The following is a 26,602-nucleotide window of genomic DNA, read 5'->3' on the forward strand; positions in this document are numbered from 1 at the left end:
GTGCGTGAGACGCAACCAAGGCCACCTTGGGGCGCTGGTCACCGGCGGCGGGCCGGAGCCAAGGTGCTAGGCGGGCGCTCCGACCCAGCGGCGGAGTGCCTCGTCCAGGCCCGGGCCGCCGTCCCACGCGACGTACCCGTCGGGCCGGACGAGCCGAGGTGCCGCCCCCTCGCGGCCCTCGACCCGTCCGGCCCACCCGGCCGGCACCGCCGCGCCGACCAGGACCGCGCGGCCGTCCGCACTCGCCGGGACGTCGGTCGCGCGGCCGGCGATCCCGGGGTACGCCACCCCGATGCCGGACAGCTCCGCGGCGACCGCGCGGCGGGCCTCGGGGACGGCCAGCAGTTCCATGACGACCGCCCGGACGGCCACCGCGTCCGGATCGGGGACGCCGAGGACCGCCTGGGCCCTCGTGCTGACCAGGACGCGCGCCGCGACCGGGTGGCGCTCGTCGTGGTAGCTGTCGAGCAGCCCGGCCGGTGCCGTGCCGCGGACCGTCGCCGCCAGCTTCCAGCCCAGGTTCACCGCGTCCTGCAGGCCCAGGTTGAGCCCCTGGCCGCCGACCGGGAGGTGGACGTGCGCGGCGTCGCCGGCGAACAGCACCCGGCCGTGGCGGTAGCGCTCCAGCTGCCGGGAGGCGTCGCCGAAGCGGGACGCCCACAGCACGTCGCCCACCCGGATCTCCGGTCCGTGCGCGGCGGTCAGCGCGCGCTGCACCTCGCCGGCGGTGACCGGGGCGTCGCGGCCGAGCCGTTGCTGCTCCTCGCCGAAGACGATCGTGCGGTAGCGGCCGCCGGACAGCGGCAGCAGGTACCCCGACCCAGAGGAAGGCAGCTGCCAGTCCTCGGCCAGGCCGGCGGGCTTGGCCGACAGGGTGAGGTCCGCGACGACCAGGGAGATCCGCGCCGGGCGGCCGGGGAACGCCGCGCCCAGCAGCGTCCGGACGGTGCTGTGCCCGCCGTCGGCGGCGACCAGCCAGCCGGCCCGGTGCTCGCGGCCGCCCGCGGTGACCGTGACGCCCTCGTCGTCCTGGCTCACCGCGGTGACGGCCGCGTTCCGCAGCACCGGCGTGCGCAGCCGCGCCTCGATCGCCGCCGTGACGTGGGCCTGTTCCACGCCGAGCTGGTACGGGAAGCACGTCGGCAGGTCGCGGTAGTCGATCGGGACGCCGGAGAAGTGCCCGGCGGGCAGCTTCGCCTGGACGTGCGGCTCGATCGCGGCGAGCAGGCCGCGGTCGGCCAGCACCTCGACCGACCGGGGCTGCAGGCCGAGCGCCTTCGACTGCGCGGTGGGCTCGGCGTCGCGCTCGAGGACCAGGACGTCGACGCCGGCGCGTTCCAGCTCGAACGCGGTGAGCAGGCCGGCCGGGCCCGCGCCGGCGACCAGGACGTCAGGCATCGAGGTTCTCCTTGCGGAGGTACCAGACGTGCCAGGCGATCAGCACGGCCAGCGCGCCGAACCAGGCCACGTTCGTGACCAGCGCGATGAGGTCGATCGGCAGCGTGTAGACGAGCACGATGTGCACCACCGCGCTGCCCAGCAGCACCGCCCCCCACGCGGCGGTGTTGATCCGCAGGCCCCGCCGGAACCGGGCGTCGGTGTCCCAGCGCGCCGCCCACGCGTCCGCCCCTTCGGCGCCGCGCTTGATCTCGGCGATCGTGCGGCCGAGCGTCAGCTGCGCCGGGCGGCCGACGAAGACCGTCACCAGCATCCAGGCGCCGAACAGGCCGCCCAGCGCCGCCGTCCAGCCTTCGCGGATCACCAGCGTGCGCGGGTCGTCCGACAGCAGGCCGAGCACCACCGAAAGCACCAGGACGCTCAGCGTGACCAGGGCGACGAGGTCGACCTTGCGGGTGCGCGCGATGGTCCACAGCACGTACGGCGCGGCCACCAGGACGCCCGCCATCAGCGCCCACCACTGGCTCACCCCGGCGGCGCGCAGGCCGTAGAACAGTGCCATCGGCACGATCACTTCGAACACGACGTTGCGCACGTTGGCGCGCACGACCCGGCGCAGGCCGGCGTCCGGTTCGGTCTTCTGCTCGATCATCATTCGGTGTCCCCAGTGGATTCGGGTGCGGTGGCCCGCACGTACAGGTCGGCGAGCTCGCGGCCGATGCGCGCGAGTTCGGCCGGTTCGGGCACGTTCGCCGCGGCGGTCGCGACGACGGCGTCGAGCCCGGAGGTGAAGGAGAGCGCCGCGGTCCGGACGTCGAAGGAGCCGAACGCGCCGGCCGCCTGCCCGCTGCGGAAGTGCTCTTCGAACAGGGCGAGCCGCCCGTCGACGGCGGTGCTGCGCGTGCCGGCGTTCTTGACGAGGTCGATCAGCGCCCGCAGCTCGGTGGCGTGCTCGCCGACGAGCTCGACGTTCGCCTCGACGAAGGCCCGCAGCTGGGCGACGTGCCCCACGGCGGCGTCGATGCGGGGCTGCATGAACGCCCCGGTCACCTCTTCGATCTCGGTGATGCACGCCTTGAGCAGGTCTTCCTTGCCCGCGAAGTGGTAGCTGATCATGCCGGTGCTCGAGAGGCCGGCGTGCTTCGCGATCCGGCTGAACGACGCCTTGAGGTAGCCGGCTTCGGCGATCACGGCGATCGCGGCCCGCACGATCTGGGCGCGCCTGCCGGACTCCGTGAACGTTCTTGCTCGCATGAGCAAAATTTAGCTCAGTCGAGCAAATCTGACAAGTTGCCTGGTCAGCGCGTGGAAAGGGGGTGCGTCAGGCGGAGGCGGTGCCTTCGACGACCTGGTTGCGGCCCGCGTCCTTGGCCCGGTACAGGGCCTTGTCGGCGGCCTGCAGCAGCCGGTCGACGGCCGTGCCGCCGTCCGGGTAGGTGGCGACGCCGATGGAGGCGGACAGCCCGCCGATCGCCCGGACGTGGGTGCCGTCCTCGTACTCGACCCGCAGCGACTCGATCGCCGAGCGGATGCGCTCGGCCACCGCGAGCACCGCCGCCGGCCCGATGTCCGGCAGCAGGACGACGAACTCCTCGCCGCCGAACCGGCCGACCGAGTCGTAGTCGCGCACGGCGCTCTTGATCGTCGCCGCGACCGCGCGCAGCACGGTGTCACCCGCGAGGTGGCCGTGCTCGTCGTTGATCAGCTTGAAGTAGTCCAGGTCGATCATCAGCACGCCGAAGGTGCTGCGCGTGCTGCGCTGGGCGCGGGCCAGTTCGCGCGAAGCGAGCAGGTGCCACCCGGTCGTGTTGAACAGGCCGGTCTTCTCGTCGGTCGTCGCGGCGATCTCCAGCTGCTTGATCAGCACCGCCCGGTGCAGCACCAGCAGCGGCGGCACGATCGCGACGGCGAGCGCGGGCAGGGTCGCCAGCGTCAAGGCCGTGAGGAGGCCCAGGCAGAGCGTCGCGACCTCGAGGAGGTTGTCGCCGAGGCCGCCGAAGAACGCTTTCACCGTGCGTTTGGTGATCGTCAGCGCCGGGACGATGGTGATCGCCGCGACCAGGAAGTAGGTCACCGCGGCCAGCGTGATGGCCGTGACGCCGCGCCAGCCGGAGGTGAGCGCCCCGTACATGTCCGGGACGCCGAGGCGGCTCAGGACGAGTTCGGCGGAGTAGCAGGTGATGACGACCAGTGTGGCGTTCAGCGTGGTCCGGAACGGCGGGACGCGCTTGATCCGCGCGAGGCTGCGCGTCGCGAGGTGCAGGTAGAGGACACCGATCAAGGCGGCGACGAGCGCGGGCGGCAGGAGCAGCACCCCGGCGAACGTCCAGACCGACGTCAGGTTGATGTGCGGGGTGTCGGACACCAGACGTCGGACGCGTTCGATCTTCCGCCCCAGTTCGGCCTGGAGGACACCGAGGCACGCGAGGACGCCGAAGACGGCCAGATCCCACCCGCGCGTGGGCACCTCGACGGCGGTCCAGACGGTGGCGATCAGCGCGGCCGATTCGACGAGGAAGCAGTAGAAGATCAGCGATCCGCGCTGCTGCCAGAGGGTCCAGTGAGCAGGGTTCAGCGCCCCACGGATCCGGCCCGCGCGGGGTTCGGCCGGACGGGCGCCGTCCATACTCAAGGCGGTGCAACTCCCCTGGGTGATCCGACGATCCGCATCCACCCCACCACACCGGGCGGCCGCGATCGATGATTGCCACACGTTCGGAGCAGTGAAGGGAGGCCGCCGCCATGCGCAACCGCGAGTCCTGAGCCTTCCCGAAGCCCGCGCGAACCGCCGGAGGGAGGCCGTCATGCGCAATCGCGAGTCCTGAGCCGATGTGGGGCCTTGTCCGCCCTGCCCGCCTGCCTGCTTGTCCGCTTGTCCGCGAGAGGAGAGCCGTCGTGCGCAACCGCGAGTCGTGACCCCGGGTTTGTCCGGTTTTGTCCGCCACCACGAGCCGAGAGGAGCTGTCGTGCGCAATCGCGAGTCCTGACGTTGATGTGACCCCCGTTCGCCTGTGCCCGGAAGGAGAGCTGCTGTGCGTAACCGCGAGTCCTGAGCCCGATGTCCGCCTGTCCGACCGCGTGCCGGAAGGAGAAGTGCCGTGCGCAACCGCGAGTCCTGAACTGCCGTCCGCCTGCCTGACCGCGTGCTGGAAGGAGATGTGCCGTGCGTAACCGCGAGTCCTGAGCCCGATGTCCGCCTGTCCGACCGCGTGCCGGAAGGAGAAGCGCTGTGCGAAATCGCGAGTCCTGAACCTATCGCCCACCTGCCAGCCATGCGCGGAAGGAGAGCCGCCGTGCGCAACCGCGAGTCCTGAGCTGCCGCCCACCTGCCCGATCACGCGCCGGAAGGAGAAATGCCGTGCGCAACCGCGAGTCGTGACCCCCGCCGTGGATCCCGTCCGTTCCCGAGAGAGGAAACGTCACCATGCGCAACCGTGAGTCGTGAAATCCCGCCGGAGGAGGATCCGGCCAACCCCGCGTCCGCGGGCCCGGGTGGGGCCGCTCAGGCGGTCGCGCCGCCGTCGACCACCAGGTCGTGCCCCACGGTGAAGGCGGCTTCGTCCGAAGCCAGCCACAGCACCGCGGCGGCCACCTCGGCGGTGGCACCCACCCGGCCCAGCGGAATCGCGTCCTTCAGCCGCGCCGCCCGGTCGGCGTCCGTCTCGCCGGGGCGCCGGGACATGTCCGTGTCGGTCGCGCCCGGGCTGACGGCGTTGATGCGCACCCCGTCGGCGATGTGGTCGCGCGCCGCCGTCCTGGTCAGCGCGCTCACTGCGGCCTTCGACGCCGCGTAGGCCGCCATGTTCGGCAGCCTGCCGTGCGCGCCGATGTTCGACGCCATGTTGACGATCGCGCCGCCGCCGTGCGCCCGCATGTGCGCGACCTCGTGCTTCAGGCACAGCCACGTCCCGGTGACGTTCGTGGCCAGCACCGCGCCGAAGCCGTCCTCGTCGAGGTCCGCGGCCGCCGCCGGCGACCCGAGGATGCCCGCGTTGTTGAAGGCGACATCCAGCCCGCCGTGCCGCGCGACGACCATCTCCACCATCCGCGCCACGTCCGCGGAGTCGGTCACGTCGACGGTCACCGCACTCGCGCCGCCGCCGATCTCCGCCACCGCGGACGCCAGCCGCCGCTCGTCGCGCCCGGCGACGATCACGGTCGCGCCTTCGCCCGCGAACGCCCGCGCCGTCGCCCGTCCGATGCCCGAGCCGCCACCGGTCACCAGGACGACCTTGCCCGCGAAACGTGCCCCCATCGTGTGCCTTCTTTCTGGTCCGGTCATTCTTGAATGAGGAGTCGGAGCGCCTGCGAGACGGCCGCGTTCACCCGGCGCACCGCATCGGTGCCCTTGCCCAGGACCCGCAGGCCCTGCAGCACGGTGAGCAGGAAACGCGCCAGCGTTGCCGGGTCGCTGCCTGCCGGGAGTTCGTCCTGGGCCTTGGCGCGTTCCAGCGCCATGGTGAGCGCGACCTCGAGCGTGTCCCAGCTGCGCTCCACCACGCGCGCGACGTCCGCGTCGTGGGGGAGCAGCTCGATCGCCGCGTTGACGACGAAGCAGCCCATTCTCGTGGCGTCGCCGAGGATTTCTGCGGTGTAGCTCTCGAACAGCCGGCGCACCGCGGCCACCCCGGAACCCGGCTCCGACAGCTGCGCCATCACCCGCGCGTCGGTGCGTTCCGCGTACCGCTTCAACGCCGTGACGTACAGGTCGTGCTTCGTGCCGAAGGTGGCGTACAGGCTGGCCTTGGCGACGCCGAGGTGCGTGACGAGGTCGCTGACGGACGTCGCCTCGTACCCCTGCCGCCGGAAGAGCGTGAGGGCGCCGTCGCAGGCTTCGCCGACGTCGAACTCCTTGACTCGGGACATGATCGAGACCCTAGCCGTATCGAGAACGCTCGGTCAAATATGCGGGCGGCGGTGTGTCGCGTCCGGTGACGCCGCGTGCGGTGGCACTATGGCTGCTTCGACCGGCCCGAGGGGGTGAGCGATGCAGGATCGGCTGACGCTGCCGCCGACCGTCGTCGCCACCCACCTGCGCTCCTGCGCCGAAGAACTCGCCGCCGGCCTGCGCTGCGGCGGCCCGGGTGCCACGACGGCCGAGCTCACCGACGTCGTCGCCCAGCTGGTCGCCGGCCAGGAAGCCATCTCGCACGCGCTGGCCGGCCTCGCCGCCCGCGTCGAAGGCGGTTCGGCCGCGCTCGCCGCGGCTCCGCCGCTGGACGTCGAGGTGGTCACCGAGGTGCTCCGCGCGGCCGCGATCGCCTCCCGCTGCTCGGCGGAGGCGCTCGACGAGGTCACGCCGTCGTTCGAATGTGTGAGCGAATCGGTCTCGCCTGACACCCGTTTGTAGCTGTCGATCCGCCGTGGCCGCTGTCTAGCCTGGGAGCTGCGGAGGTGGCACGGATGCGCGCAGTGTGGACGGGCACGATCGGGTTCGGCAGTTACGCCATCCCGGTGAAGGCGTACAGCGCCACCGAAGAGCGGGAGAGCCCGCTGCACCAGGTGCACGAGACCGACGGCGGCCGCGTCCGGGTGAAGCGCGTGTGCGAGGTCGACGGCGCCGAGGTGCCGCCCGGCGAGATGGTCCACGGCTACCCCGTCCCGGGTGGCGACGTCGTCCTGCTGACCGACCACGAGCTGGCCTCGCTCCCGATGCCCGGCCGCACGATCGCCATCCGCGGCTTCACGCCGCTGGCCGACGTCGACCCGCTCTGGTTCGCGAAGAGCTACTACCTCGAACCCGAACCGGCGGGCACGAAGCCGTACGTGCTGTTCAGCGAGGCCCTCCAGCAGTCGGGCCGGCTCGCGCTGGTCACCGTCGCGCTGCGCCGCCGCGAGACGCTGGGCGCACTGCGCGTGCGCGACCAAGTGATCGTGCTGGAGACGATGCGCTGGCCGGACGAGGTGCGCACCCCCGACTTCCCGTTCCGGCACGCCGACGTCGACCTCCGCCCCGGCGAGCTGCGGCGCGCGGTGAACCTGGTCGAGGAGCTGACCGGCGAGTTCGACCCCGGCCGCTACCCCGACCGTTACCGCGAGGCCTTCCAGGCGTTGGTCCAGGCGAAGATCGACGGCGCCGAGGTCGTCCAGCCGACGGCCGCCGAGCAGACCGAGGGAGTGACCCGCCTCCTGGCGGCGTTGCAGGAGAGCGCCGCCGAAGCGGAGGACGCCCGCAACGCAGCCGTCACGAAGGCCAAAGCGGCTGCTGCGAGGGCCGCGAAGGCGCGTACGACGGCGAAGCGCGCGGCGACGCGAAGCCGCACGAAGACGTCTTGAGTATTACTACCCACGGGTAATTGAGGGTTCTCACACTCAACCCGCCACCCTCCGGCGCGGCAGACTTCCTCCTGTCAGCGGGTACCGGACCGCTGACGAGGGGGGAAGTCCGGACGGCCCCTGGGGAGGTGAGCCGTCCAGACGCCAGGGTTCCGGGGCGGGCCGAAGGAGGAGCGGCCCGTTTCCGGAACCCGTCCCGCACCGCGGGGAGGCGGCGCGGGACGCCAAGGGGGTGTCCGAAGGCTGCCGTGGAGGGATCGAGGGGTCTCCACGGCAGCCTTCAGGCGTCGGCGACCCGGATCAGCAGGTCGGCGGCCAGCCGGAGCAGCTGCTGCTCGGTGGGCGACAACGTCGATTCGAGCGCGCCGGCCAGCCAGCGTTCGCGCTCGGCGCTGTACTCGCGCAGCGCGGCGAGGCCGTCGGCGTTGATGCTGATCCGCGAGCGGCGCCCGTCTTCGGGATCCGGCTCCCGTTCGATCAGGCCCCGGATGGTCAGCGCCGCCAGGATCCGGGTGAGCGACTGCGGCTGCAGCCGTTCCGCCTCGGCCAGCTCGGTCGGTGTCTGCGTGCCCGCCCGGTAGAGCCGGCTCAGCACCGCGAGCAGGGCCGGCCCCAGCGTGGCCTGGTTGGCCTCGGCACGCATCCGCCAGTTCAGCCGGCCGACCCCTTCGCGCAGCCGCCGGGCCAGGTCGGCGAGCTCGGCGTCCGCGGTGATCCGCGCGGCGATCTCGTCCAGGGTCCGGGCCGGTTCGGTCTGCATGCCCCCACATTAGGTGGTTCCCGCCACCAGCCGGGCATAACGCCCGCCGCGCGCCAGCAGTTCTTCGTGCGTCCCCCTTTCGGTGATCCGGCCCTCGTCCAGCACCACGATCTGGTCCGCGTGCTCCACAGTGGACAGCCGGTGCGCGATCGTCAGCGTCGTGCGGCCCGCGGCGAGCCGGTCGAGCTCGGCCTGCACGGAGCGTTCGGTGCGGGTGTCCAGCGCGCTGGTCGCCTCGTCGAGGATGAGCACCGGCGGGTTGCGCAACAGGATCCGGGCGATCGCCATCCGCTGCTTCTCGCCGCCGGAGAACCGGTAGCCCCGCTGGCCGACGACCGTGTCGTACCCCTCCGGCAGCGCGGCCAGGGTGTCGTGGATGTGCGCGGCCTTCGCCGCCCGCTCGATCTCGTCGTCCGTCGCATCCGGCTTGGCGAAGCGGAGGTTTTCGCGCACGGTGTCGTGGAAGAGGTAGGTCTCCTGCGAGACCAGCCCGACGCCCGCCGCGAGCGACGCCAGCGTGACCTCCCGGACGTCGGTGCCGTCGATCGTCACCGAACCACTGCTCACCTCGTACAACCGCGCGACGAGGTAGGCGAGCGTCGTCTTGCCCGAGCCGGTCGAGCCGACCAGTGCCGTCGTGGTCCCGGCCGGCACGTCGAGATCGATGTCCTGCAGCGTCGGCGGGCCGTCTTCGGTGTAGCGGAAGGAGACGCCCCGCATCGAGACGTCGCCGCGGCGCACCTCCAGCTCACGCGCGCCGGGCTTGTCCGCGATCTCCACCGGCAGGTCCATGACCTCGAAGATGCGGCCGAACAGCGCCTTCGACGTCGCCACGTTCTGCCCGATGCTCTGCATCGCGCTCGCCGGCGCGACCAGCCGGTTCAGCATGCTGGTGAACGCCACGACGGTGCCGAGGGAGATCGGCGACGCACCGCCCGCCAGCGCCAGCCCGGCGATCCAGTAGACCAGCGCCGGGATCACGGTGAGGCTCATCGCCCGCGACGCCGTCTGCCAGCGACCGGCCAGCGCGGCCGCCCGCTCCAGCGACGCGATCTCCCGCGATTCCGCCCCGAAGCGCTCGCGCATCGCCCGCTCGTTGCCCATCGTCTTCGCGAGCAGCACCCCGGTGACCGACAGGGACTCCTCGACCATCGTCGTCAGCCGCGCCATCCGGCGGGTGCGGCCGCGGGCCAGGTGCCGCCGCTTCTTGCCCAGCCGCAGCGTAAACAGCAGGAACAGCGGCACGACGACCAGCGAGAGCGCCGCGAGCTGCCAGTCGAGCAGCACCAGGGCCACCGCGATGGCGATCGTCGTGGTCGCGTTCTGCACCATCGACCCGGCGGTCGTGGTGATCACGTTGTCCACCCCGCCGATGTCGTTGAACACCCGCGAGAGCACTTCGCCGCTTTTCGTCCGCGTGAAGAAGCCGAGCGACATCCGCTGCAGGTGGCCGTAGACCGAGACGCGCAGCTCGTTCATCACCCGCTGCCCGATGGTGTTGGACAGCCCGGTGGTGGCGACGCCGAGCGAGCCGCTGCCGACCGCGCAGACGATCATCCCGGCCGCCAGCAGGCTGATCAGCAGCGTGTCGCGGTGGGGCAGGGCGGTGTCGAGAATCTCGCGCAGCAGGAACGGCGAGACGACGCCGAGGCCCGCCTGCACGACGATCAGCGCGAACAGCGCGCCGAGCGGCCCTCGGTGCGGGCGGAACAAGCCGGCGATCCGACGCAGCGGCACCGGTTCGTCGGTGTCGCCTGCCGGTTCGCGCAGGACGGGGACTGAGGTCATGCACCCATGTTTACTAAATTTCGCCCCGACCGCCACCGATTTTCTTGCAATCACCCGGAAGTGCGTCGAACGGTACTTAACCTACGCGTACTACTGCGTGCACACCCGCAGAGGGAACGAGCCGGAGCGACTACCCTCGACAGAGCCGGCCGAGTCCGGCGCGCCACCATCGACCCAGCTGGAGCGTGCACACCCGTGTTCGACACCCTCTCCGATCGGCTCACCGCCGCCCTGCAGACGCTCACGCGCAAGGGCAAGCTGTCCGACGCCGACATCGACGCCACCGCGCGCGAGATCCGCATCGCGCTGCTGGAGGCCGACGTCGCCCTCGGCGTGGTCAAGACCTTCATCGCGAGGATCAAGGAGCGGGCGAAGGGTGCCGAGGTCTCCCAGGCGCTCAACCCCGCGCAGCAGGTCATCAAGATCGTCAACGAGGAGCTCGTCGGGATCCTCGGCGGCGAGACGCGCCGGCTCAACCTGGCCAAGACCCCGCCGACCGTGATCATGCTGGCCGGTCTGCAAGGTGCCGGTAAGACCACGCTCGCCGGCAAGCTCGCGATGTGGCTGAAGAAGCAGGGCCACGCGCCGATGCTGGTCGCCTGCGACCTCCAGCGCCCGAACGCCGTCACGCAGCTGCAGGTCGTCGGCGAGCGCGCCGGCGTCGTCACCTTCGCGCCCGAGCCCGGCAACGGCGTCGGCGACCCGGTGGACGTCGCCCGCCGGGCCATCGCCGAAGCCAAGCACGCCCAGCACGACGTCGTCGTGGTCGACACCGCGGGCCGCCTGGGCGTCGACGAAGAGCTGATGAAGCAGGCCGCCGACATCCGCGACGCCGTCGAGCCGGACGAGGTCCTGTTCGTCGTCGACGCGATGATCGGCCAGGACGCCGTGACCACGGCGGAGGCGTTCCGCGACGGCGTCGGCTTCACCGGCGTCGTGCTCACGAAGCTCGACGGTGACGCCCGCGGTGGTGCCGCGCTGAGCGTCCGCGAGGTCACCGGCCAGCCGATCCTCTTCGCCTCCAACGGCGAGAAGCTCGAGGACTTCGACACCTTCCACCCGGACCGGATGGCGTCGCGGATCCTCGGCATGGGTGACGTGCTCACCCTGATCGAGCAGGCCGAGCAGGCCTTCGACCAGGACCAGGCCGAGAAGGCCGCGGCGAAGCTCTCCAGCGGCCAGCTCACCCTGGAGGACTTCCTCGAGCAGATGCTCGCGGTCCGCAAGATGGGCCCGATCGGCAACCTGCTCGGCATGCTCCCGGGTGCCGGCCAGATGAAGGACCAGCTGGCCCAGGTCGACGACAAGCACCTGGACAAGCTGCAGGCGATCATCCGCGGCATGACCCCGGCCGAGCGCGAAGACCCGAAGATGATCAACGGGTCGCGGCGGCTGCGCATCGCCAACGGCTCCGGCGTCACCGTCCGCGAGGTCAACGACCTGGTCAACCGGTTCTTCGAGGCCCGCAAGATGATGGCCCAGATGGCCGGCCGGTTCGGCTTCGGCGGCGGGGGCGGCTCGAAGTCCCGCAAGGGCAAGAAGGGGAAGAAGGGCCGCGGCCCCACGCCCCCCAAGGTCCGCGGCGGCTTCCCCGGCGGCATGCCGATGCTGCCGCCGGGCGGTGGGATGCCGGGCGGGATGCCCGATCTTTCCCAGCTCGGCGGCATGAACGACGTCCCGGGCTTCGACCCGTCGAAGTTCAAGCTCCCGAAGAACCCCAAGGACAATTGAGCACCGCGCTCCACGCCGCCGGGGTGATCCTGCCCGGCGGCGAGCCGGGGGAGCTGTGGATCACCGGCGGCCGGATCTCGTTCGAGCCGGTGCCGGACGCCGAGACGCTCGGCCGGGACGTCTTCCTCGTGCCCGGCCTGGTCGACGCGCACTGCCACCCCGGCATCGGCGTCGGCGGCCCCGTGTCCCTCGAAGAGGCCGCCGAGCAGGCGATCACCGACCGGAACGCGGGCACGCTGCTCATCCGCGACTGCGGGCTCCCGATCGACGTCCGGCCGCTGCAGGCGCGGGCCGACCTGCCGACGATCATCCGCGCCGGACGGCACCTCGCGCTGGCCAAGCGGTACATCCCCGGCCTCGGCATCGAGCTGGAGGACCCGTCGCTGCTGCCGGAAGCGGTGGCCGGGCAGGCGCGGGACGGCGACGGCTGGGTCAAGCTCGTCGGCGACTGGATCGACCGCGGAGCGGGCGACCTCGCACCGCTGTGGCCGGACGACGTCCTGGCCGAAGCGGTCAAGGTCGCGCACGAGAACGGCGCCCGCGTCACCGCGCACGTGTTCGGCGAAGCGGCGTTGCCGGGGCTGATCGCGTCCGGCATCGACTGCCTGGAGCACGGCACCGGGCTGAGCGCCGACCAGCTGGCCGAGCTCGCGCGCCACGACGTCGCCCTGGTCCCGACGCTGATCAACATCGAGAACTTCCCGGGCATCGCCGACAAGGCGGGCAAGTACCCGGCGTACGCCGCGCACATGCGCGCGCTGCACGCCGGCGTCGGCGAGATGGTCGCTTCGGCCATCGAAGCCGGTGTGCGCGTCTTCGCGGGCAGCGACGCCGGGGGCATGGTCGAGCACGGCAGGCTCGTCGACGAGATCGAGGCGCTCCACCGCGCCGGCATGACCCGCGAGCAGGCCCTCGCGAGCGCGTCCTGGGCCGCCCGGGACTGGCTCGGCCACCCCGGCATCGCCGACGGCGCGCCCGCCGACCTGCTCGTCTACCCGGCCGATCCGCGCGAGGACCTGGGCGTCCTCCGGCATCCTTCGCACATCGTGCTCGGCGGCGTCGTCCACGCCTAGACCCCCGCCGATTTCCTTGCGGGGTCGGCACTTTAGCGTGGGGCGCGTGACGGACGACGACGGCGCACGGCGCGTGCTGGGAGCGCACTGGTGTTTCGTGGCGTTCTTCGCCGGCATCGCCGGCTACTACCTGACCAACCTGATCATCGCCGCGGCGGTCAACCGCAACGTCGGCGAGTTCGACCCCCTGGAGCTGCACGACATCGGGCCGCTCCTGATCCTGGCGTTCGTGCCCAACCTGCTGCTCGGCCTCGGCCCGGCGGCCGGCTCGTGGCGGTGGGGGCGGGGGCTGCGGGCCGACTTCGGCCTCAAGCCGACCTGGCGCGACGTCCGGATCGGCCTCGCCTGCGGGGTGCTCGCGCTGGTCGTCGGCTACCTGCTCAACCTGATGCTGATCGCGGTCTACGGCGCCGACGACGGCTCGGACAGCCCGCTGACCGACCTCGCCGACACCTTCGACGGCGACACGGTGTGGCTGGTGCTCGCGGCCTTGATCGTCATCGCCGGCGCGCCGATCACCGAGGAACTGCTGGTCCGCGGCACGCTGTGGAACGCGCTGTCGGTGCACCGGGTCCCGCCGTGGGTGGTGCTCGTGCTCACCTCGCTCGTGTTCGCCCAGCTGCACGGCGAGCCGACCCGCACCATCGCGCTGTTCGGCCAGGGCATCGCGATGGGGCTGGCCCGGCACCTGTCCGGCCGGGTCAGCGCCGGGGTGATCGCGCACGCGGCGAACAACCTCCCGCCCGCGGTGCTCCTGTTCGTCGCGCACTGAACGTTGCGAAGTTCGATGGACAGTAGCTGGACGGATACTGTGCGATCACATCCCGGCGGCTAGGCTCGGCATCTGGAGCCGAGCGACGCGGAGGGCAAGGCGTGACCACTTCCCAGCCCCGGGACCCGGCTGCCGACGCCACGCCGTTGCCCGAGCCCGAGGAGCCCGCCGCGACCGCCTTCCTGCCGCCCGCGCCGCGGCACCGGTGGGGCTTCGGGGCCTTCTTGCTGGTCGAGGCCGTGCTGCTGGCCTCCGCGGCCTTCGTGTCGGTCCTCGTCGGCGACACCGGACCCGGACCGCTGCCGATGCGCGTCGTGCTGCTCGGCACCATGCTGCCGACGATGATCGCGGCCGGCGTCGCGGTGCTGATCACCTTCGTCCGCGGCAACGGGCCGGTGGCCGACCTGCGGCTCGAGTGGCGCTGGGCCGACGTGAAGACCGGGCTGCGGTACGGCTGCGTCGGGCTCGTCTTCACCACGATCGCCGCCTACCTGTGGACGCACCTGGTCGGCGACGCGAACGCGACGTCGGCGATCAGCGCGCTGGTCGAGGACCGGCGGATGTCGGTTCCGGCGGCCCTGGTGATGTTCGTCTACCTCTGGCTGCTGGGCCCGATCTGCGAGGAGGTCATCTACCGCGGCCTGCTCTGGGGCGCGGCCGAGCAGCTGCAGTGGCGCAGCGAGCGCTGGGGCCGGATCGCGGCGTTCCTGCTGTCGACGGCGGTGTTCGCGGCCAGCCACCTCGAGCCACTGCGGACGACGTTGCTGCTGGTCATCGCGGTGCCGATCGGTCTGGTGCGGCTGGTCACCGGCCGCCTGCCGGGCAGTATCGTGGCGCACCAGGTGAACAACTTCCTGCCGGCGCTGACCATCCTGCTCGGGGCGCTCGGGGTGGCCTCTTTCTAGGTGCGCGGGTGCCGTCTGGCAGAATAGGTCACTGCCTGCTTCCGCCGGACCCTCTCACCGTGCGAAAGCTCCTGACCTTCGGGTGCCCGCGTCCGTGTCCCCACTCGGCCCGCGTGCGCCCAGCCCAGCACCAGAGAGATTCGAGGAGAACCCACACCCGTGGCCGTCAAGATCAAGCTGCAGCGCCTCGGCAAGATCCGTGCGCCGTACTACCGCATCATCGTCGCCGACGCGCGCACCCGCCGGGACGGCAAGGCCATCGAGACGATCGGCAAGTACCACCCGAAGGAAGAGCCGAGCCTGATCGAGGTCGTCTCCGAGCGCGCCCAGTACTGGCTGGGTGTCGGCGCGCAGCCGACCGAGCCGGTCCAGCGCCTGCTGGAGATCACCGGTGACTGGCAGAAGTTCAAGGGCCTGCCGGGTGCCGAGGGCACCCTGAAGGTGGCCGAGCCGAAGCCGTCCAAGCAGGACCTGTTCAACGCGGCGCTGGCCGCGGCCGGCGAGGAGCCCTCCACCGAGGCCACCACGCCGAAGAAGAAGTCCACCCCGAAGAAGGCCGAGGCCGAGAAGGCGGAGGCCGCTGAGGGCGAGAAGTCCGAGTGAGTTTCCTCGCGGACTCCCTCGAGCACCTGGTGCGCGGGATCGTCGACAACCCGGACGAGGTCCGGGTCGAGCTGCTGACCACGCGCCGTGGCCGCACGCTCGAGGTGCACGTGCACCCCGACGACCTCGGCAAGGTGATCGGCCGGGGTGGTCGCACGGCGACCGCCCTGCGCACCGTCATGGGCGGCATCGGTGGCCGCGGCGTCCGCGTGGACGTCGTCGACACCGACCGCTGAGCGCCTTTTCGGAAACGGTCAGGATGGACGTCGTAGTCGGCCGCATCGCGAAGGCGCACGGCATCCGCGGGGAACTCGCCGTGGACGTGCGCACGGACTCGCCGGAAGAGCGGTTCAAGGTCGGTGCGGCCGTCACGACGAAGCTGCGTGACGGCAGCAAAAGGGAACTCACCATCGCAGCCGCCCGCGAACACAGCGGGCGGCTGCTGGTGCGTTTCGAGGAGGTGCTGACCCGCGACGTCGCCGAGACGCTGCGGGGTGCGCTCCTGCTCGCCGACACGGACACGCTGCCGCCGACTTCGGACCCCGACGAGTTCTACGACCACGAGCTGGCCGGCCTGCGGGCCGAGCTGGCCGACGGCACGGTCGTGGGCAAGGTCGTCGAGATCGTCCACTCACCCGCCGGCGAGCTGCTGGAGCTGGACGTGGACGGGCGTGACGTGCTGGTGCCGTTCGTCCGCGCGATCGTCCCCACCGTGGACGTCGCGGGCGGCCGGGTCGTGCTCGACCCGCCGGAAGGGCTCCTGGACGCCTGATGCGGATCGACGTCGTCACGATCTTCCCCGAGTACCTCGACCCGCTGCGCGCCGCGCTGCTGGGCCGGGCGATCGACCGCGGCCTCATCGAGGTCGGCGTGCACGACCTGCGCGACTGGACGCACGACGTGCACCGCGCGGTCGACGACGCGCCGTACGGCGGTGGCCCGGGCATGGTGATGAAGCCGCAGATCTGGGGGCCGGCGCTGGACGACGTCTGCACGTCCGAGACGCGGCTCGTCGTGCCGACGCCGGCCGGGCGGCCGTTCACGCAGGAGCTGGCGCACGCGTACGCGGCGGAGAAGCACCTGGTGTTCGCCTGCGGCCGCTACGAGGGCATCGACCAGCGGGTCGTCGACGACGCGGCCCGGCGGATGCCGGTCGACGAGGTGTCGATCGGCGACTACGTCCTGGTCGGCGGCGAGGCGGCGGTGCTGGTCATCGTCGAGGCCGTCGTCCGGCTGCTGCCCGGGGTGCTCGGCAACGCCCGCTCGGCCGCCGAGGACTCCTTCTCCGACGGCCTGCTCGAAGGGCCCAGCTACACGCGCCCGGAGGTGTGGCGGGACCTGGCCGTGCCGGACGTGCTGCGGTCGGGCAACCACGCGCTGATCGACCGCTGGCGGCGTGACCAGGCCCTCGAGCGCACCGCCCGCCGCCGCCCGGATCTCCTGGCGGCGCTGCCGGAAGGTAGTCTCGACAAGCACGATCGCGGGGTCCTGGAGGGCTTGGACCCCGAGCAGGCCGAGGGCCGGTTCTCCCGGCCCGATCCCGGTCTGTAATACTTGACAGGTTGGCGTGAGTGGACCTCCTCGTCCACGAGCCCGCCATCAGCCCCCCGGGTCGCCCGCAGCGGCACCGTTGCGCGCCCGGGATCTGTACGCAAGCCATACGAAGACGAGGACGGACCACCGATGAACACCCTGGACGCGCTGGACAAGCAGTCGCTGCGTTCCGACATCCCGGACTTCCGCCCGGGCGACACGCTCAAGGTGAGTGTCCGCGTCATCGAGGGCAACCGCGAGCGCAACCAGGTCTTCCAGGGCGTGGTCATCCGCCGTCAGGGCGGTGGCATCCGGGAGACCTTCACCGTTCGCAAGATCTCCTTCGGTGTCGGCGTGGAGCGCACCTTCCCGGTGCACTCGCCGAACATCGCCGAGGTCGAGGTCCACAAGCGCGGTGACGTGCGGCGCGCGAAGCTGTACTACCTGCGTGACCTGCGCGGCAAGAAGGCCAAGATCAAGGAGCGCCGCGAGAACCGCGAGACGGCGTCGGCTAACTGAGTCACCACTCGGTTACCGGTAGCCTGACGACGTGGCCGAACCCGTGTCCCAGAACGCTCCCGAGGATGACCCCGATCGCTCCGAAGAGGACAAGCCCAGGCTGTCCCGCTCCGAGGAGCGCGGGGGATCCCGTCGGCGGCGAGCCAAGCCCGCCAAGAAACGGTCGTTCTGGAAGGAACTGCCGATCCTGCTCGTGATCGCCCTGGTGCTCACGATCCTGATCCAGACATTCCTCGCGAAGGTCTTCATGATCCCTTCGGGCTCCATGGAGGCCACCCTGCACGGGTGTCCCGGGTGCACCGGAGACCGGATCCTCGTCGACCGGGTCACCTACGACTTCACGGAGCCCGGCCCAGGTGACGTGATCGTCTTCAAGGGCCCGCCCGCGTGGATCAACAACGAGATCGCGCCGCAGGAGTCGAGCAACATCATCGTCCAGGGCCTGCGCGGGCTCGGCTCGCTGGTCGGGTTCGCCCCGCCGGACGAGCGCGACTTCGTCAAGCGCGTGATCGCGGTCGGTGGCCAGACCGTCCAGTGCTGCGATCCCCAGGGCCGCATGATCGTGGACGGCAAGGCGCTCGACGAGCCGTACATCTACTGGGACGACCCGTCGAACCAGCAGCAGAAGACCTTCGAGCCGGTCAAGGTCCCAGCCGGGATGGTCTGGGTGCAGGGCGACAACCGGAACAACTCCGACGACTCCCGGTTCCAGGGTGGCGGCGGCGTGAACGGCGCGGTCCCGGTGGACAACATCATCGGCAAAGCGCGGATCATCGTCCTGCCGCCGAGCCGGTGGGGCGGGATCAGCGACCACAACCCGCAGGCCTCGGCCCAGCCGGTGGCGCTCGGCGCGCCGGCCTGGCAGAGCGGGCTCCCGCTCGGCGCCGGGATCGCGGCGGCGTGGCCGGCGTTGTTCGTCGGGCGCAAGCTCAAGTCCGGACTGCGCCGGGCGGCCGGGCGGAAGCCCTAGCCACCCGATCCGTGTCGGCAGACGGGTGATCCAGCCTTGACACTTCCCGTTCCCCTGACGGCGGCCGAGCCGATCCGGCCACCGCGAGCCGTGGTGCGCGGCGACCTCTTCTGGGGTCTGCAGGGCGCGCTCGACCGCCGTGGTCTCGGCCCGGTCGCCGGCGTGGACGAAGCCGGTGCCGGCGCGTGCGCGGGGCCACTGGTGGTCGCGGCCTGCGTGCTCAAGCAGGGCGACGCGGCGAAGCTGACCGAGCTGACGGATTCGAAGATGATGACGGCCAAGGCGCGGGACCGGGTCTACGACCTGGTGCTCGCCCGGGCCGTCGACTACTCGGTGATCGTCATCCCGACCGAAGAGGTCGACCTCTACGGCATCCGGGTGATGAACCTGGAGGGCATGCGCCGCGCGGCGGCGGCTCTCCGCGTGCAGCCGGGTTACGTCCTCACCGACGGGTTTCGCGTCCCGGGACTGACCGCCCCGAACGCGGCGGTCATCAAGGGCGACCGTTCGGTGGCCTGCATCGCGGCCGCGTCGGTGCTGGCGAAGGTGACGCGAGACCGCATCATGGCGGGCTACCACGACGACTTCCCGCACTACGGGTTCGACGTGCACAAGGGGTACAGCACGTCCGACCACCTGGCGGCGCTGCGCGAGCACGGCCCCAGCGACGTCCACCGCTGGTCGTACACCAACGTGGCCACCGTGGCCGTCAAGCACGGCCTGCGCCCGGCGCGGCCGGTCCTGCTGACGTACGCGGCGCTGGAGAAGGCCATGGAGACGCCCGGCGCGGCCGGTCTCGCCGCGGTCCTCGACGAGGCACTGGAGCCGCAACTCAGCCTGCCGCTGCATGCCCCGGCGGCGGGTGTGGGTCACAATGAACGCTCCGCCGGCGGAGCGGCAGCACGATCCCGAGGAGGGGCGCGGATTTCATGAGCGCAGAGGATCTCGAGAAGTACGAGACCGAGATGGAGCTCTCGCTGTACCGCGAGTACCGCGACATAGTCGGCCAGTTCTCGTACGTGGTGGAGACCGAGCGTCGGTTCTACCTGGCCAACGCGGTGGACGTCCAGGTCCGCGACGGCGGCGGCGAGGTGTACTTCGAGGTCCGCATGTCCGACGCGTGGGTCTGGGACATGTACCGCCCGGCCCGGTTCGTCAAGCACGTCCGGGTCATCACGTTCAAGGACGTCAACGTGGAGGAACTGGACAAGCCGGACCTCCGCCTTCCGGAAGACGGCCCGTTCTCGGGCTAGTTCCGCTCGTCGCCGACCGCGCCGGCTCACCCCGCTGGGTGAGCCGGCGCGGTCTTTTCGCAGGTATCTCCGAGTTCGTCCGCCTTGCTGCGGGGCCGGTTGTCCACAACACCCCGGTTGTCCACAGCTCCGCGATCCGGGGCTGGTGAACCCCGTCCGCCCGCTGGCATCGTGCGAAAGCACACGCACCGTGATCACCGGGACCGCCCCGGTGACGGCTGCGCACCGACGAGGGGGCGAACAACCGATGACGGGCACCGACGAGCTCGCAAGACACCGCCGCGACCTGGGCGCCTGGGGCGAAGACATCGCCCTCGGCTACCTCCGGGATCGCGGCCTCGTCCTGCTGGCCCGCAACTGGCGCTGCCGCGAAGGCGAGCTGGACCTCGTCTTCACCGACCGCACGCGCGTCATCGTCTGCGAGGTGAAAACCCGCTCCGGCACCGAATTCGGCCTTCCGACGGAGACGGTCACCGAGGAGAAAGCAGGCCGGATCCGCCGGGCCGCCCAGCGCTGGCTCCGCGAGTTCCGCCTGGGCTGGTGCCCGGTCCGCTACGACGTCGTCACGATCCTCGCCGAGCCGGGCACCCGTCCGCGGCTCCAGCACATCGAGGCGGCGTTCTGATGCCCATCGCGAAGGCTTGGTCGGCCGGTCTCCTCGGCATCAACGGCCGGGTGATCGAGATCGAGGCCGACCTCGGTGGCGGCCTGAGCCGGATCACCCTCGTCGGCCTGCCCGACGCCGGGCTGCGCGAGGCGAAAGACCGCGTCCGGTCCGCCGTCCGCAATTCCGGGCAGCCCTGGCCCGAAGGCAAGGTCACCCTCGGCCTGTCCCCGGCGAACCTGCCCAAGATGGGTTCCGCCTTCGACCTGGGCATCGCGGCGGCGGTGCTCGCGGCATCGGGGGCGGTCCCGGCCACCCGGCTGCTCGGCACGGTGCTGCTCGGCGAACTCGCCCTGGACGGCCGGATCCGCGCGGTCCGCGGCATCCTCCCGGGTCTGCTGGCGGCCCGGGCGGCCGGCTATGGGCGAGCTGTCGTGCCGACGGACTCCCTCGTCGAGGCCGCACTCGTGGACGGCATCGAAGTCGCGGGCGCGCCGCACCTGCGTGACTTCGTGGCGTGGCTGAACCGCGAAGCCGAGCTGGCCCACCCGGAGCCGCCCGGCCCGGTGACCCCGCCGGACGTGCCGGACCTCGCGGACGTCGTCGGCCAGCCGGAGGCGCGCTGGGCGCTGGAGGTCGCCGCCGCGGGCGGCCACCACCTCCTCCTCACCGGTCCGCCCGGAGTGGGCAAGACGATGCTGGCGAAGCGGCTGCCCGGCCTCCTCCCGCAGCTGACGCCGGAGGAGTCGTTGGAGGTCACCGCGGTCCACTCGGTCGACGGCTCGCTGTCGAAGTCGTCGCCGCTGGTCACCGTCCCGCCGTTCGTGGCTCCGCACTATTCGATTTCCGTGCCGGCCCTGATCGGGGGAGGCAGCGGCATCGCCGCGCCGGGCGCGATCAGCCGGGCCCACCGCGGCGTCCTGTTCCTCGACGAGGTCTGCGAGTTCGGCGGCCAGTGCCTCGAATCGCTCCGGACCGTCCTCGAGGAGGGCGAGGTCCGCATTTCCCGGGTCAAGGGCTCGATCACGTACCCGGCGCGGTTCCAGCTGGTCCTCGCGACCAACCCGTGTGCGTGCGCACCGCCGAAGGACGCGGACTGCGTGTGTTCGCCGAGCGCCCGCCGCCGCTACCTCGCCAAGCTTTCCGGACCCCTGCTCGACCGCGTCGACCTGAGGGTCCGGTTGCGCCCCTTGAGCGCAATCAGCGCGCACGACGCGGGCGCGGCGGAGCCCTCGGAAGCGGTGCGCCAGCGGGTGTTCGCAGCCCGCGAGCGAGCAGCCCGACGCTGGAGCGAACACGGCTGGCTGTCGAACTCGGAGGTCCCCGGCCCGGCCCTCCGCCGCGAGTTCGCCCTCCCACTCGACGCAACGGCCCTCCTGGACCGGGCAATGAGCCGCGGCGCATTGAGCGGCCGAGGCGCCGACCGCTGCTTGCGAATCGCCTGGACACTCGCCGACCTGGACGGCGAGCCCCGCCCAGGCCCCGACCAGGTCGGCTCGGCCCTGGCCTTCCGAGAGCGGGTGGCAGCATGAGCCCCACCAAGCGCCGGCATCCTCACGCCCCGCTGCAGCACTCGCCCAAGCCCCCGGCGCCGGCCTTCATGGCGTCGGTCGCCGGGCATGGGTTCCCGCCGATCCACGAGCGGACGGCGGTGTCGTCCGCGCCTCCGGCAGCAGCATTCGTGGCGCCGGCTGCCGGGCGTGGGCTCTCGCCTACCCGAGCGCAGACGGCGGTCGCGCAGCAGCCGTCCGCCTTCGTGGTGCCCGCCCTGGTTGCCCCTTTCTCCCGACACTCCCCGAAATCGATGGTGACCGTCGTGGCGCAAGTGGCCGAGTTGCCGACCCCCGCTGTGGATGCCTTGGCTGCCGCGCGCGTGCAGTCGGTTCTCCGGGCGGGTGGCGGCGCGGGCGAGCCGTGGCGGATTCAAGCGCACCTGCGTAGGCGGTCGGGCCCACAAGCACGCGCTGCGGCCCACTTCGTCGCTGCGCACGGGCTGGCGGTTGTCCACGAGCAGGCCGGCCGAGCCATTCGCGTCGGCCCGGCATTGGGTCGCCGCCGGCGGGCAGGTGCCGATTGCGACGGTCCAGAAGCGGGCGGCGGCCTGACCGTGAACGAACCGCGGCAGGCTCGTGCGACTCCGCTGCCGGTGGCTGAGCCACTGGCTCCCGCAGTGGTCGCCGTCGTTGTTTGGTGCGGCTCGGTGGGCGCGTCACTGCCTGCGGTGGCTGCCGTCGTCGTTGAGCGCCGCTCGGTCGCCACGTTGCCTGCGGTGGTTGCTGTCGTTGTCGAACATGGCCTGTTCGGCGGGTTCCCGTTGTCTGTGGTGGTTGTCGTCGGTGTCGAGCCTGGCTCGGTGGGTGTGTTGCCGCCGCTCGCCTTCGAGCGCGGGCCAGTGTCCGCGTCGGCGCCGATCGCCGCCGTCGGCTCCGAACTCGATCAGGCTTTCCAGGAGTGGGCGGCCGGGCCACTGCCGGCGTCGGCCGGCGTTGCGTCGTCCGGTGGGCGTGGGCGGGTGCCCAGGGCGGCCGCTCCCGAGCAGGTGGCGGCATGAGCGCCGACGAACTGCGGCGAGCCCGCGCGTACCTCCTGCGGGTGGCCGAGCCCCCGGCGCCGGCCCTCGTCGCGTTCGCTGCCGAGCACGGGCCGATAGCGGCGGCCGCGCGGGTTCGGCGTGGCGATTGCCCGGCCGAAGTGCTCAAGGTGACCGAGGCGCGACGGGGCTACGACCTCGTCAACCAGGACTTCACCCGCGCCGCCGCGGCCGGTGCTCGCCTGGTCGTGCCCGAGGACGACGAGTGGCCCGCCTGGCCGCTGCTCGCCTTGGACCTCGCCGCCCGGCGTGGGGTGGCCGAAGCCGTGCCGCCCTTGGCTTTGTGGGTTGCCGGGGAAGTTGCGCTCGGTACCGCCGCCGATCGGGCCGTGGCCGTCGTCGGCGCTCGAGCCGCGACCGACTACGGCGAACACCACGCCGCCGAGTTCGCCTTCGGGCTGGCCGGCCGCGGCGTGCCCGTGTTCTCCGGTGCCGCGTACGGCATCGACGGGGCTGCGCATCGCGGCGCCCTCGCCGCCGAGGGGGTCACCGTCGCCGTGCTGGGATGTGCTGTCGATTACGGCTATCCGGCGGGACACACCGCGCTGCTGACCCGGATCGTCCAGTCCGGTGGCGCGGTCGTCAGCGAGTACCCGCCCGGCACCCAGCCGGCGCGGCACCGCTTCCTCGTCCGCAACCGGCTCATCGCCGCCCTCACCGAGGGCACCTTGGTCGTCGAGGCGGGGCGGCGCAGCGGCGCCCGCAACACCGCCGGCACTGCCGGTGCCTTCGGCAAGGTGGTGATGGCCCTGCCCGGCCCGGTGTCGTCGGGGATGTCCGTCGGCTGTCACGAACTGATCCGCGACGCCAAGGCGACGCTGGTCTCGACCGTCGACGAAGTCCTCGAAACCGTCGGACGATTCGGCATCGCCGAGAACACCGTCTCGGGCCGGCCTAAACGGCGCACCGACCGGCTGGGGCCCGAGGCGTTGCGCGCCTTCGAGGCGCTGGCCGTGCGCGCCGACCGGTCCGAGGCCGAGGTCGCGGCCGAGTCCGGGCTCCCGGTGCGGCGGGTGCGGGCACTGCTGCCCGAACTGGAAATCGACGGATTCGCCGTCCGCGGGGAATCCGGCTGGCGACGACGGAAGGAAAGCGCGTGAGCACGACGAAATCCGGGCGAAATCGTCGACGGCGTTCGGCCGGTCCGGTGGGGGCGCGTGGCGATCCTTGACCGAAGGCGGTTGTTCGCGCAGCGTGACATCATGCCGCCACCACGCTCCGGACGGGCTCGCCGTCCCGACCTGCGCGCGCTGCGGGCCGCGTTGCCCGAGCCCGTGCGGGCCGTCGTCACCGCCTACGAACGGCACCTCGGGCTCGAACGCGGCCTGTCCGCGCACACTGTCCGGGCGTACGTCGGGGATGCGGTGGCGCTGCTCGGGTTCGTCGTGGACGGGGGCGGTGGGGTCGCGGAACTGGACCTCGCTCAGCTGCGGGCGTGGCTCGCCGCCCAGCAGTCCGGTGGGGCGAGCCGGACGACGCTCGCGCGGCGGGCCGCGTCGGCGCGGACGTTCACCGCCTGGGCGCACCGGACCGGCGTCCTCGCCACCGACCCGGGTGGGCGGCTCGCGGCGCCGCGGGCGCACCGCACCCTGCCCGGGGTGCTGCGCGCCGGGCAGGCGGGGGAGGTCATGCAGGCGTCGGCCGCCGGCGCGGCGCAACGCGATCCGGTCGCCCTGCGTGATCGCGCGATCGTCGAGCTGCTCTACGCCACCGGCATCCGCGTGTCCGAGTTGTGCGGGCTGGACGTCGGCGGGGCCGACTTCTCCCGTCGTGTCGTGACGGTGCTGGGGAAGGGCGGCAAGGAACGCGTCGTCCCGTTCGGCGTTCCGGCGGCGGAGGCGCTCGCGGACTGGATCGACGAGGGACGGCCGAAGATCATCGCCGAAAGCGGTGGTGAGAGCGCCGAGCCCGCGCTTTTCCTCGGTGTCCGGGGCAAACGCGTCGACCCGCGCGCGGTGCGGCGCGTGGTGCACGACGCCGTCTCGGCGGTGCCCGGAGCGGTCGACATGGGGCCTCACGGGCTCCGGCATTCCGCCGCGACGCATCTGCTCGAAGGGGGTGCCGATCTCAGGAGCGTTCAGGAACTGCTTGGTCACGCTACGCTTGCCACGACGCAGCTCTACACTCATGTGACCGTCGACCGGTTGAAAGCGATCCATGACCGAGCGCACCCCAGGGCCTGAGGCGGCCGGGGGAGGCTCGCCGGGGTCGTCACCAGCAGGTCCGGCGGCGCACGCGCATCCGCACGAGCACGGAGACGACACTGAGCCGCATGCCGAGAACGACTGTGCAATGACCGCAGGCCCGCACGTGACCGAAGCCGCCGGAGTGACCACTCACGGTGAGGCTGCCGCGCCCGCGGAGACCCGGGCCGGCTACGACGTCGACGCCGGCATCGCGGCTCTGTGGCAGCAGTTCGCCGACAGCCCGGACCAGGCGTCACGCGATCGGCTCGTGCTGCACTACGCCCCGCTGGTCAAGTACGTCGCCGGCCGGGTCGGTACCGGGCTGCCCACCCACATCGACGTCGGTGACCTCGTGCAGTCGGGCATCTTCGGGCTCGTCGACGCGATCGAGAAGTTCGACCCGGAGCGCGGCCTGCGCTTCGAGACCTACGCGATGCAGCGCATCCGCGGCGCGATCCTCGACGACCTCCGGTCGCAGGACTGGGTGCCCCGGGCGGTCCGCAGCAAGGCCAAGGAGGCCGAGCGCGCGATGGAGCGCCTCGGCGCGCGCCTGCACCGCACCCCGACCGACGCGGAGCTCGCCACCGAGCTCGGCATCGGCCTCGACGACCTGCGCGACTTCTACGGCCAGCTGCAGCTCACCAGCGTCGTCGCGCTGGAAGACCTGGTGGCCGCGGGCAAGGACAGCGGCTCGCTGGTCGACACGCTGCCCGACGACGACGCCGTCGACCCGGTCGCGGTGCTGGTCGACCAGGACAACCGCCGCCAGCTCGCCCAGGCGATCGCGCAGCTCACCGAGCGGGACAAGATCGTGGTCAGCCTCTACTACTTCGAGAGCCTGACCCTCGCCGAGATCGGCAAGGTCCTCGGGGTCACGGAGTCGCGGGTCAGCCAGCTGCACACGCGGGCGGTCATGCGGCTGCGCGCCAAGCTGGTCGAGCAGACCGGCACCTGATCACCGATCACCTCCCCACGGCTTGAGCCGGTACTCGCCGACCTCGCCGGTCAACGCGAGGGGATCGACGTACTCCTCGCCCCGCCGCACGCCCCAGTGCAGGCATGCCGCCACCGAGCAGCCAGGGTGCCCGGCGACGACGGTGCCGAGCACCTGGCCCCGGTAGACCTGTTCGCCCACGGCCACTTTCGGCAGGACGGGCTCGTAGGTGGTCCGCAGCCCACCGTCGTGGTCGACGGAGAGCACGGGCCGCCCGCCCACGGAACCGACGAAGACGACGACGCCCGCATCGGCGGCCAGCACCTCCTGCCCGGGCACGGCGGCCAGGTCGACGCCGCGATGGCCGGGGCCGAAGGGGGTTTCGGGAGCGTCGAAATACTTGGTGACCACCGGATCGGGTGACAAAGGCCAGGAGAGCCGAGATTGCCGCGCGGCGAGGGCACGACCGGCCGCCGCAGCTGATGGCGACATCGGTGGGGGTGGCCAGGCCAATGGCGGTGGCGGGGCGACCATGAGCGCGATCGCCCACGGCACGGCCGGCGCCGCCGCTGCCGCTGGGGAACCTGCGACCTCGGCGGGTGCCTGCGCTGCCGCTGGGGAACCTGCGACCTCGGCGGGTGCCTGCGCTGCCGCTGGGGAACCTGCGACCTCGGCCGGCGCCGCCGCTGCCGCAGGGGAACCCGCGA

Annotated in this window: 29 protein-coding genes; 20 read left to right on the top strand and 9 right to left on the bottom strand. The window is 71.9% G+C overall.

The window, feature by feature from the left end:
• Positions 1-66: 66 nt before the first annotated feature.
• The 6 genes from ACWEGE_RS27555 to ACWEGE_RS27580 form a co-directional block, all read right to left on the bottom strand.
• A complete protein-coding gene (locus ACWEGE_RS27555) occupies positions 67-1,398 on the bottom strand; it encodes an FAD-dependent oxidoreductase (RefSeq protein WP_449663348.1) in 1,332 nt (443 codons plus the stop codon).
• Positions 1,391-2,053 (bottom strand): VC0807 family protein, encoded by a 663-nt coding sequence (locus ACWEGE_RS27560; RefSeq protein WP_449663349.1) that lies wholly within the window; start codon positions 2,051-2,053, stop codon positions 1,391-1,393. The genes ACWEGE_RS27555 and ACWEGE_RS27560 overlap by 8 nt, the downstream gene beginning before the upstream one ends.
• Positions 2,050-2,652: a TetR family transcriptional regulator gene (locus tag ACWEGE_RS27565; RefSeq protein ID WP_449663350.1), complete on the bottom strand. Its 603-nt coding sequence runs from the start codon at positions 2,650-2,652 to the stop codon at positions 2,050-2,052. The genes ACWEGE_RS27560 and ACWEGE_RS27565 overlap by 4 nt, the downstream gene beginning before the upstream one ends.
• 67 nt (positions 2,653-2,719) lie before the next feature.
• Positions 2,720-4,024 carry a diguanylate cyclase gene (locus ACWEGE_RS27570; RefSeq protein ID WP_449663351.1) on the bottom strand — a complete coding sequence of 435 codons (1,305 nt, stop codon included), beginning with the start codon at positions 4,022-4,024 and terminating at the stop codon, positions 2,720-2,722.
• Positions 4,025-4,900: 876 nt separating this feature from the next.
• Positions 4,901-5,653 carry a glucose 1-dehydrogenase gene (locus ACWEGE_RS27575; RefSeq protein WP_449663352.1) on the bottom strand — a complete coding sequence of 251 codons (753 nt, stop codon included), beginning with the start codon at positions 5,651-5,653 and terminating at the stop codon, positions 4,901-4,903.
• 23 nt (positions 5,654-5,676) lie between these two features.
• Complete coding sequence (locus tag ACWEGE_RS27580; protein WP_449663353.1) at positions 5,677-6,264, bottom strand: TetR/AcrR family transcriptional regulator; 588 nt, start codon at positions 6,262-6,264, stop codon at positions 5,677-5,679.
• 121 nt (positions 6,265-6,385) lie between these two features.
• Between ACWEGE_RS27580 and ACWEGE_RS27585 the strand changes: the two genes are divergently transcribed.
• Positions 6,386-6,748, top strand: a complete 363-nt coding sequence (locus tag ACWEGE_RS27585) for a hypothetical protein (protein ID WP_013223841.1) — start codon at positions 6,386-6,388, stop codon at positions 6,746-6,748.
• 53 nt (positions 6,749-6,801) lie between these two features.
• Positions 6,802-7,674, top strand: coding sequence for a non-homologous end joining protein Ku (ku, locus tag ACWEGE_RS27590; RefSeq protein ID WP_449663354.1), 873 nt, complete (start codon positions 6,802-6,804; stop codon positions 7,672-7,674).
• A gap of 280 nt (positions 7,675-7,954) precedes the next feature.
• Here ku and ACWEGE_RS27595 read toward each other — a convergent pair whose 3' ends face one another.
• Entirely contained in the window at positions 7,955-8,434 is a 480-nt protein-coding gene (locus ACWEGE_RS27595; RefSeq protein ID WP_449663355.1) for a MarR family winged helix-turn-helix transcriptional regulator, read from the bottom strand.
• Between the two features lie 9 nt (positions 8,435-8,443).
• Complete coding sequence (locus ACWEGE_RS27600) at positions 8,444-10,222, bottom strand: ABC transporter ATP-binding protein (protein WP_449663356.1); 1,779 nt, start codon at positions 10,220-10,222, stop codon at positions 8,444-8,446.
• A gap of 195 nt (positions 10,223-10,417) precedes the next feature.
• Here ACWEGE_RS27600 and ffh point away from each other — a divergent pair, with 195 nt between their 5' ends.
• The 18 genes from ffh (at position 10,418) to ACWEGE_RS27690 (ending at position 25,916) form a co-directional block, all read left to right on the top strand.
• On the top strand, positions 10,418-11,953 hold the full coding sequence (gene ffh, locus ACWEGE_RS27605; protein ID WP_449663357.1) for a signal recognition particle protein: 1,536 nt from the start codon (positions 10,418-10,420) through the stop codon (positions 11,951-11,953).
• Entirely contained in the window at positions 11,950-13,026 is a 1,077-nt protein-coding gene (locus ACWEGE_RS27610) for an amidohydrolase family protein (protein ID WP_449663358.1), read from the top strand. The genes ffh and ACWEGE_RS27610 overlap by 4 nt, the downstream gene beginning before the upstream one ends.
• 46 nt (positions 13,027-13,072) lie before the next feature.
• Positions 13,073-13,798 (top strand): CPBP family intramembrane glutamic endopeptidase, encoded by a 726-nt coding sequence (locus tag ACWEGE_RS27615; protein WP_449663359.1) that lies wholly within the window; start codon positions 13,073-13,075, stop codon positions 13,796-13,798.
• Positions 13,799-13,899: 101 nt separating this feature from the next.
• A complete protein-coding gene (locus tag ACWEGE_RS27620) occupies positions 13,900-14,703 on the top strand; it encodes a CPBP family intramembrane glutamic endopeptidase (protein WP_449663360.1) in 804 nt (267 codons plus the stop codon).
• A 159-nt stretch (positions 14,704-14,862) separates the two neighbouring features.
• Positions 14,863-15,306 (top strand): 30S ribosomal protein S16, encoded by a 444-nt coding sequence (gene rpsP, locus ACWEGE_RS27625; protein ID WP_086838910.1) that lies wholly within the window; start codon positions 14,863-14,865, stop codon positions 15,304-15,306.
• On the top strand, positions 15,303-15,542 hold the full coding sequence (locus ACWEGE_RS27630) for an RNA-binding protein (protein WP_003103110.1): 240 nt from the start codon (positions 15,303-15,305) through the stop codon (positions 15,540-15,542). Before rpsP ends, ACWEGE_RS27630 begins: the two co-directional genes overlap by 4 nt.
• Positions 15,543-15,565: 23 nt before the next feature.
• Complete coding sequence (gene rimM / locus ACWEGE_RS27635; RefSeq protein ID WP_449663361.1) at positions 15,566-16,078, top strand: ribosome maturation factor RimM; 513 nt, start codon at positions 15,566-15,568, stop codon at positions 16,076-16,078.
• Positions 16,078-16,857, top strand: coding sequence for a tRNA (guanosine(37)-N1)-methyltransferase TrmD (gene trmD / locus ACWEGE_RS27640; protein ID WP_449663362.1), 780 nt, complete (start codon positions 16,078-16,080; stop codon positions 16,855-16,857). The genes rimM and trmD overlap by 1 nt, the downstream gene beginning before the upstream one ends.
• A 132-nt stretch (positions 16,858-16,989) precedes the next feature.
• Positions 16,990-17,358 carry a 50S ribosomal protein L19 gene (gene rplS, locus ACWEGE_RS27645; protein ID WP_003103119.1) on the top strand — a complete coding sequence of 123 codons (369 nt, stop codon included), beginning with the start codon at positions 16,990-16,992 and terminating at the stop codon, positions 17,356-17,358.
• Between the two features lie 31 nt (positions 17,359-17,389).
• Positions 17,390-18,328 (top strand): signal peptidase I, encoded by a 939-nt coding sequence (gene lepB, locus ACWEGE_RS27650; RefSeq protein WP_449663363.1) that lies wholly within the window; start codon positions 17,390-17,392, stop codon positions 18,326-18,328.
• Between the two features lie 90 nt (positions 18,329-18,418).
• Positions 18,419-19,261 (top strand): ribonuclease HII, encoded by an 843-nt coding sequence (locus ACWEGE_RS27655; RefSeq protein WP_449663503.1) that lies wholly within the window; start codon positions 18,419-18,421, stop codon positions 19,259-19,261.
• Positions 19,258-19,581 (top strand): DUF2469 domain-containing protein, encoded by a 324-nt coding sequence (locus tag ACWEGE_RS27660; RefSeq protein ID WP_003096226.1) that lies wholly within the window; start codon positions 19,258-19,260, stop codon positions 19,579-19,581. Before ACWEGE_RS27655 ends, ACWEGE_RS27660 begins: the two co-directional genes overlap by 4 nt.
• A gap of 247 nt (positions 19,582-19,828) precedes the next feature.
• On the top strand, positions 19,829-20,206 hold the full coding sequence (locus tag ACWEGE_RS27665) for a YraN family protein (protein WP_449663364.1): 378 nt from the start codon (positions 19,829-19,831) through the stop codon (positions 20,204-20,206).
• Positions 20,206-21,717 (top strand): YifB family Mg chelatase-like AAA ATPase, encoded by a 1,512-nt coding sequence (locus ACWEGE_RS27670; protein ID WP_449663365.1) that lies wholly within the window; start codon positions 20,206-20,208, stop codon positions 21,715-21,717. Before ACWEGE_RS27665 ends, ACWEGE_RS27670 begins: the two co-directional genes overlap by 1 nt.
• Positions 21,714-22,736 carry a hypothetical protein gene (locus ACWEGE_RS27675; protein ID WP_449663366.1) on the top strand — a complete coding sequence of 341 codons (1,023 nt, stop codon included), beginning with the start codon at positions 21,714-21,716 and terminating at the stop codon, positions 22,734-22,736. Before ACWEGE_RS27670 ends, ACWEGE_RS27675 begins: the two co-directional genes overlap by 4 nt.
• Complete coding sequence (dprA, locus tag ACWEGE_RS27680) at positions 22,733-23,875, top strand: DNA-processing protein DprA (RefSeq protein ID WP_449663367.1); 1,143 nt, start codon at positions 22,733-22,735, stop codon at positions 23,873-23,875. The genes ACWEGE_RS27675 and dprA overlap by 4 nt, the downstream gene beginning before the upstream one ends.
• A gap of 102 nt (positions 23,876-23,977) precedes the next feature.
• Positions 23,978-24,958: a tyrosine recombinase XerC gene (locus ACWEGE_RS27685; protein ID WP_449663368.1), complete on the top strand. Its 981-nt coding sequence runs from the start codon at positions 23,978-23,980 to the stop codon at positions 24,956-24,958.
• 109 nt (positions 24,959-25,067) lie between these two features.
• Positions 25,068-25,916 (top strand): FliA/WhiG family RNA polymerase sigma factor, encoded by an 849-nt coding sequence (locus tag ACWEGE_RS27690; RefSeq protein WP_449663369.1) that lies wholly within the window; start codon positions 25,068-25,070, stop codon positions 25,914-25,916.
• Here the strand turns inward: ACWEGE_RS27690 and ACWEGE_RS27695 are convergent, their stop codons facing one another.
• Positions 25,917-26,387: a M23 family metallopeptidase gene (locus ACWEGE_RS27695; RefSeq protein WP_449663370.1), complete on the bottom strand. Its 471-nt coding sequence runs from the start codon at positions 26,385-26,387 to the stop codon at positions 25,917-25,919.
• Positions 26,388-26,602 lie beyond the last annotated feature (215 nt).

This window comes from Amycolatopsis sp. NPDC004747 (assembly GCF_053601335.1).

What these genes read in the sequence shown, in the direction of transcription:
- ACWEGE_RS27555 (WP_449663348.1), bottom strand. Translation starts at nt 1,398, where the DNA reads ATGCCTGACGTCCTGGTCGCCGGCGCGGGCCCGGCCGGCCTGCTCACC.
- ACWEGE_RS27560 (WP_449663349.1), bottom strand. Translation starts at nt 2,053, where the DNA reads ATGATGATCGAGCAGAAGACCGAACCGGACGCCGGCCTGCGCCGGGTC.
- ACWEGE_RS27565 (WP_449663350.1), bottom strand. Translation starts at nt 2,652, where the DNA reads ATGCGAGCAAGAACGTTCACGGAGTCCGGCAGGCGCGCCCAGATCGTG.
- ACWEGE_RS27570 (WP_449663351.1), bottom strand. Translation starts at nt 4,024, where the DNA reads ATGGACGGCGCCCGTCCGGCCGAACCCCGCGCGGGCCGGATCCGTGGG.
- ACWEGE_RS27575 (WP_449663352.1), bottom strand. Translation starts at nt 5,653, where the DNA reads ATGGGGGCACGTTTCGCGGGCAAGGTCGTCCTGGTGACCGGTGGCGGC.
- ACWEGE_RS27580 (WP_449663353.1), bottom strand. Translation starts at nt 6,264, where the DNA reads ATGTCCCGAGTCAAGGAGTTCGACGTCGGCGAAGCCTGCGACGGCGCC.
- ACWEGE_RS27585 (WP_013223841.1), top strand. Translation starts at nt 6,386, where the DNA reads ATGCAGGATCGGCTGACGCTGCCGCCGACCGTCGTCGCCACCCACCTG.
- ku (WP_449663354.1), top strand. Translation starts at nt 6,802, where the DNA reads ATGCGCGCAGTGTGGACGGGCACGATCGGGTTCGGCAGTTACGCCATC.
- ACWEGE_RS27595 (WP_449663355.1), bottom strand. Translation starts at nt 8,434, where the DNA reads ATGCAGACCGAACCGGCCCGGACCCTGGACGAGATCGCCGCGCGGATC.
- ACWEGE_RS27600 (WP_449663356.1), bottom strand. Translation starts at nt 10,222, where the DNA reads ATGACCTCAGTCCCCGTCCTGCGCGAACCGGCAGGCGACACCGACGAA.
- rimM (WP_449663361.1), top strand. Translation starts at nt 15,566, where the DNA reads ATGGACGTCGTAGTCGGCCGCATCGCGAAGGCGCACGGCATCCGCGGG.
- trmD (WP_449663362.1), top strand. Translation starts at nt 16,078, where the DNA reads ATGCGGATCGACGTCGTCACGATCTTCCCCGAGTACCTCGACCCGCTG.
- rplS (WP_003103119.1), top strand. Translation starts at nt 16,990, where the DNA reads ATGAACACCCTGGACGCGCTGGACAAGCAGTCGCTGCGTTCCGACATC.
- ACWEGE_RS27660 (WP_003096226.1), top strand. Translation starts at nt 19,258, where the DNA reads ATGAGCGCAGAGGATCTCGAGAAGTACGAGACCGAGATGGAGCTCTCG.
- ACWEGE_RS27665 (WP_449663364.1), top strand. Translation starts at nt 19,829, where the DNA reads ATGACGGGCACCGACGAGCTCGCAAGACACCGCCGCGACCTGGGCGCC.
- ACWEGE_RS27670 (WP_449663365.1), top strand. Translation starts at nt 20,206, where the DNA reads ATGCCCATCGCGAAGGCTTGGTCGGCCGGTCTCCTCGGCATCAACGGC.
- ACWEGE_RS27675 (WP_449663366.1), top strand. Translation starts at nt 21,714, where the DNA reads ATGAGCCCCACCAAGCGCCGGCATCCTCACGCCCCGCTGCAGCACTCG.
- dprA (WP_449663367.1), top strand. Translation starts at nt 22,733, where the DNA reads ATGAGCGCCGACGAACTGCGGCGAGCCCGCGCGTACCTCCTGCGGGTG.
- ACWEGE_RS27685 (WP_449663368.1), top strand. Translation starts at nt 23,978, where the DNA reads ATGCCGCCACCACGCTCCGGACGGGCTCGCCGTCCCGACCTGCGCGCG.
- ACWEGE_RS27690 (WP_449663369.1), top strand. Translation starts at nt 25,068, where the DNA reads ATGACCGCAGGCCCGCACGTGACCGAAGCCGCCGGAGTGACCACTCAC.
- ACWEGE_RS27695 (WP_449663370.1), bottom strand. Translation starts at nt 26,387, where the DNA reads ATGTCGCCATCAGCTGCGGCGGCCGGTCGTGCCCTCGCCGCGCGGCAA.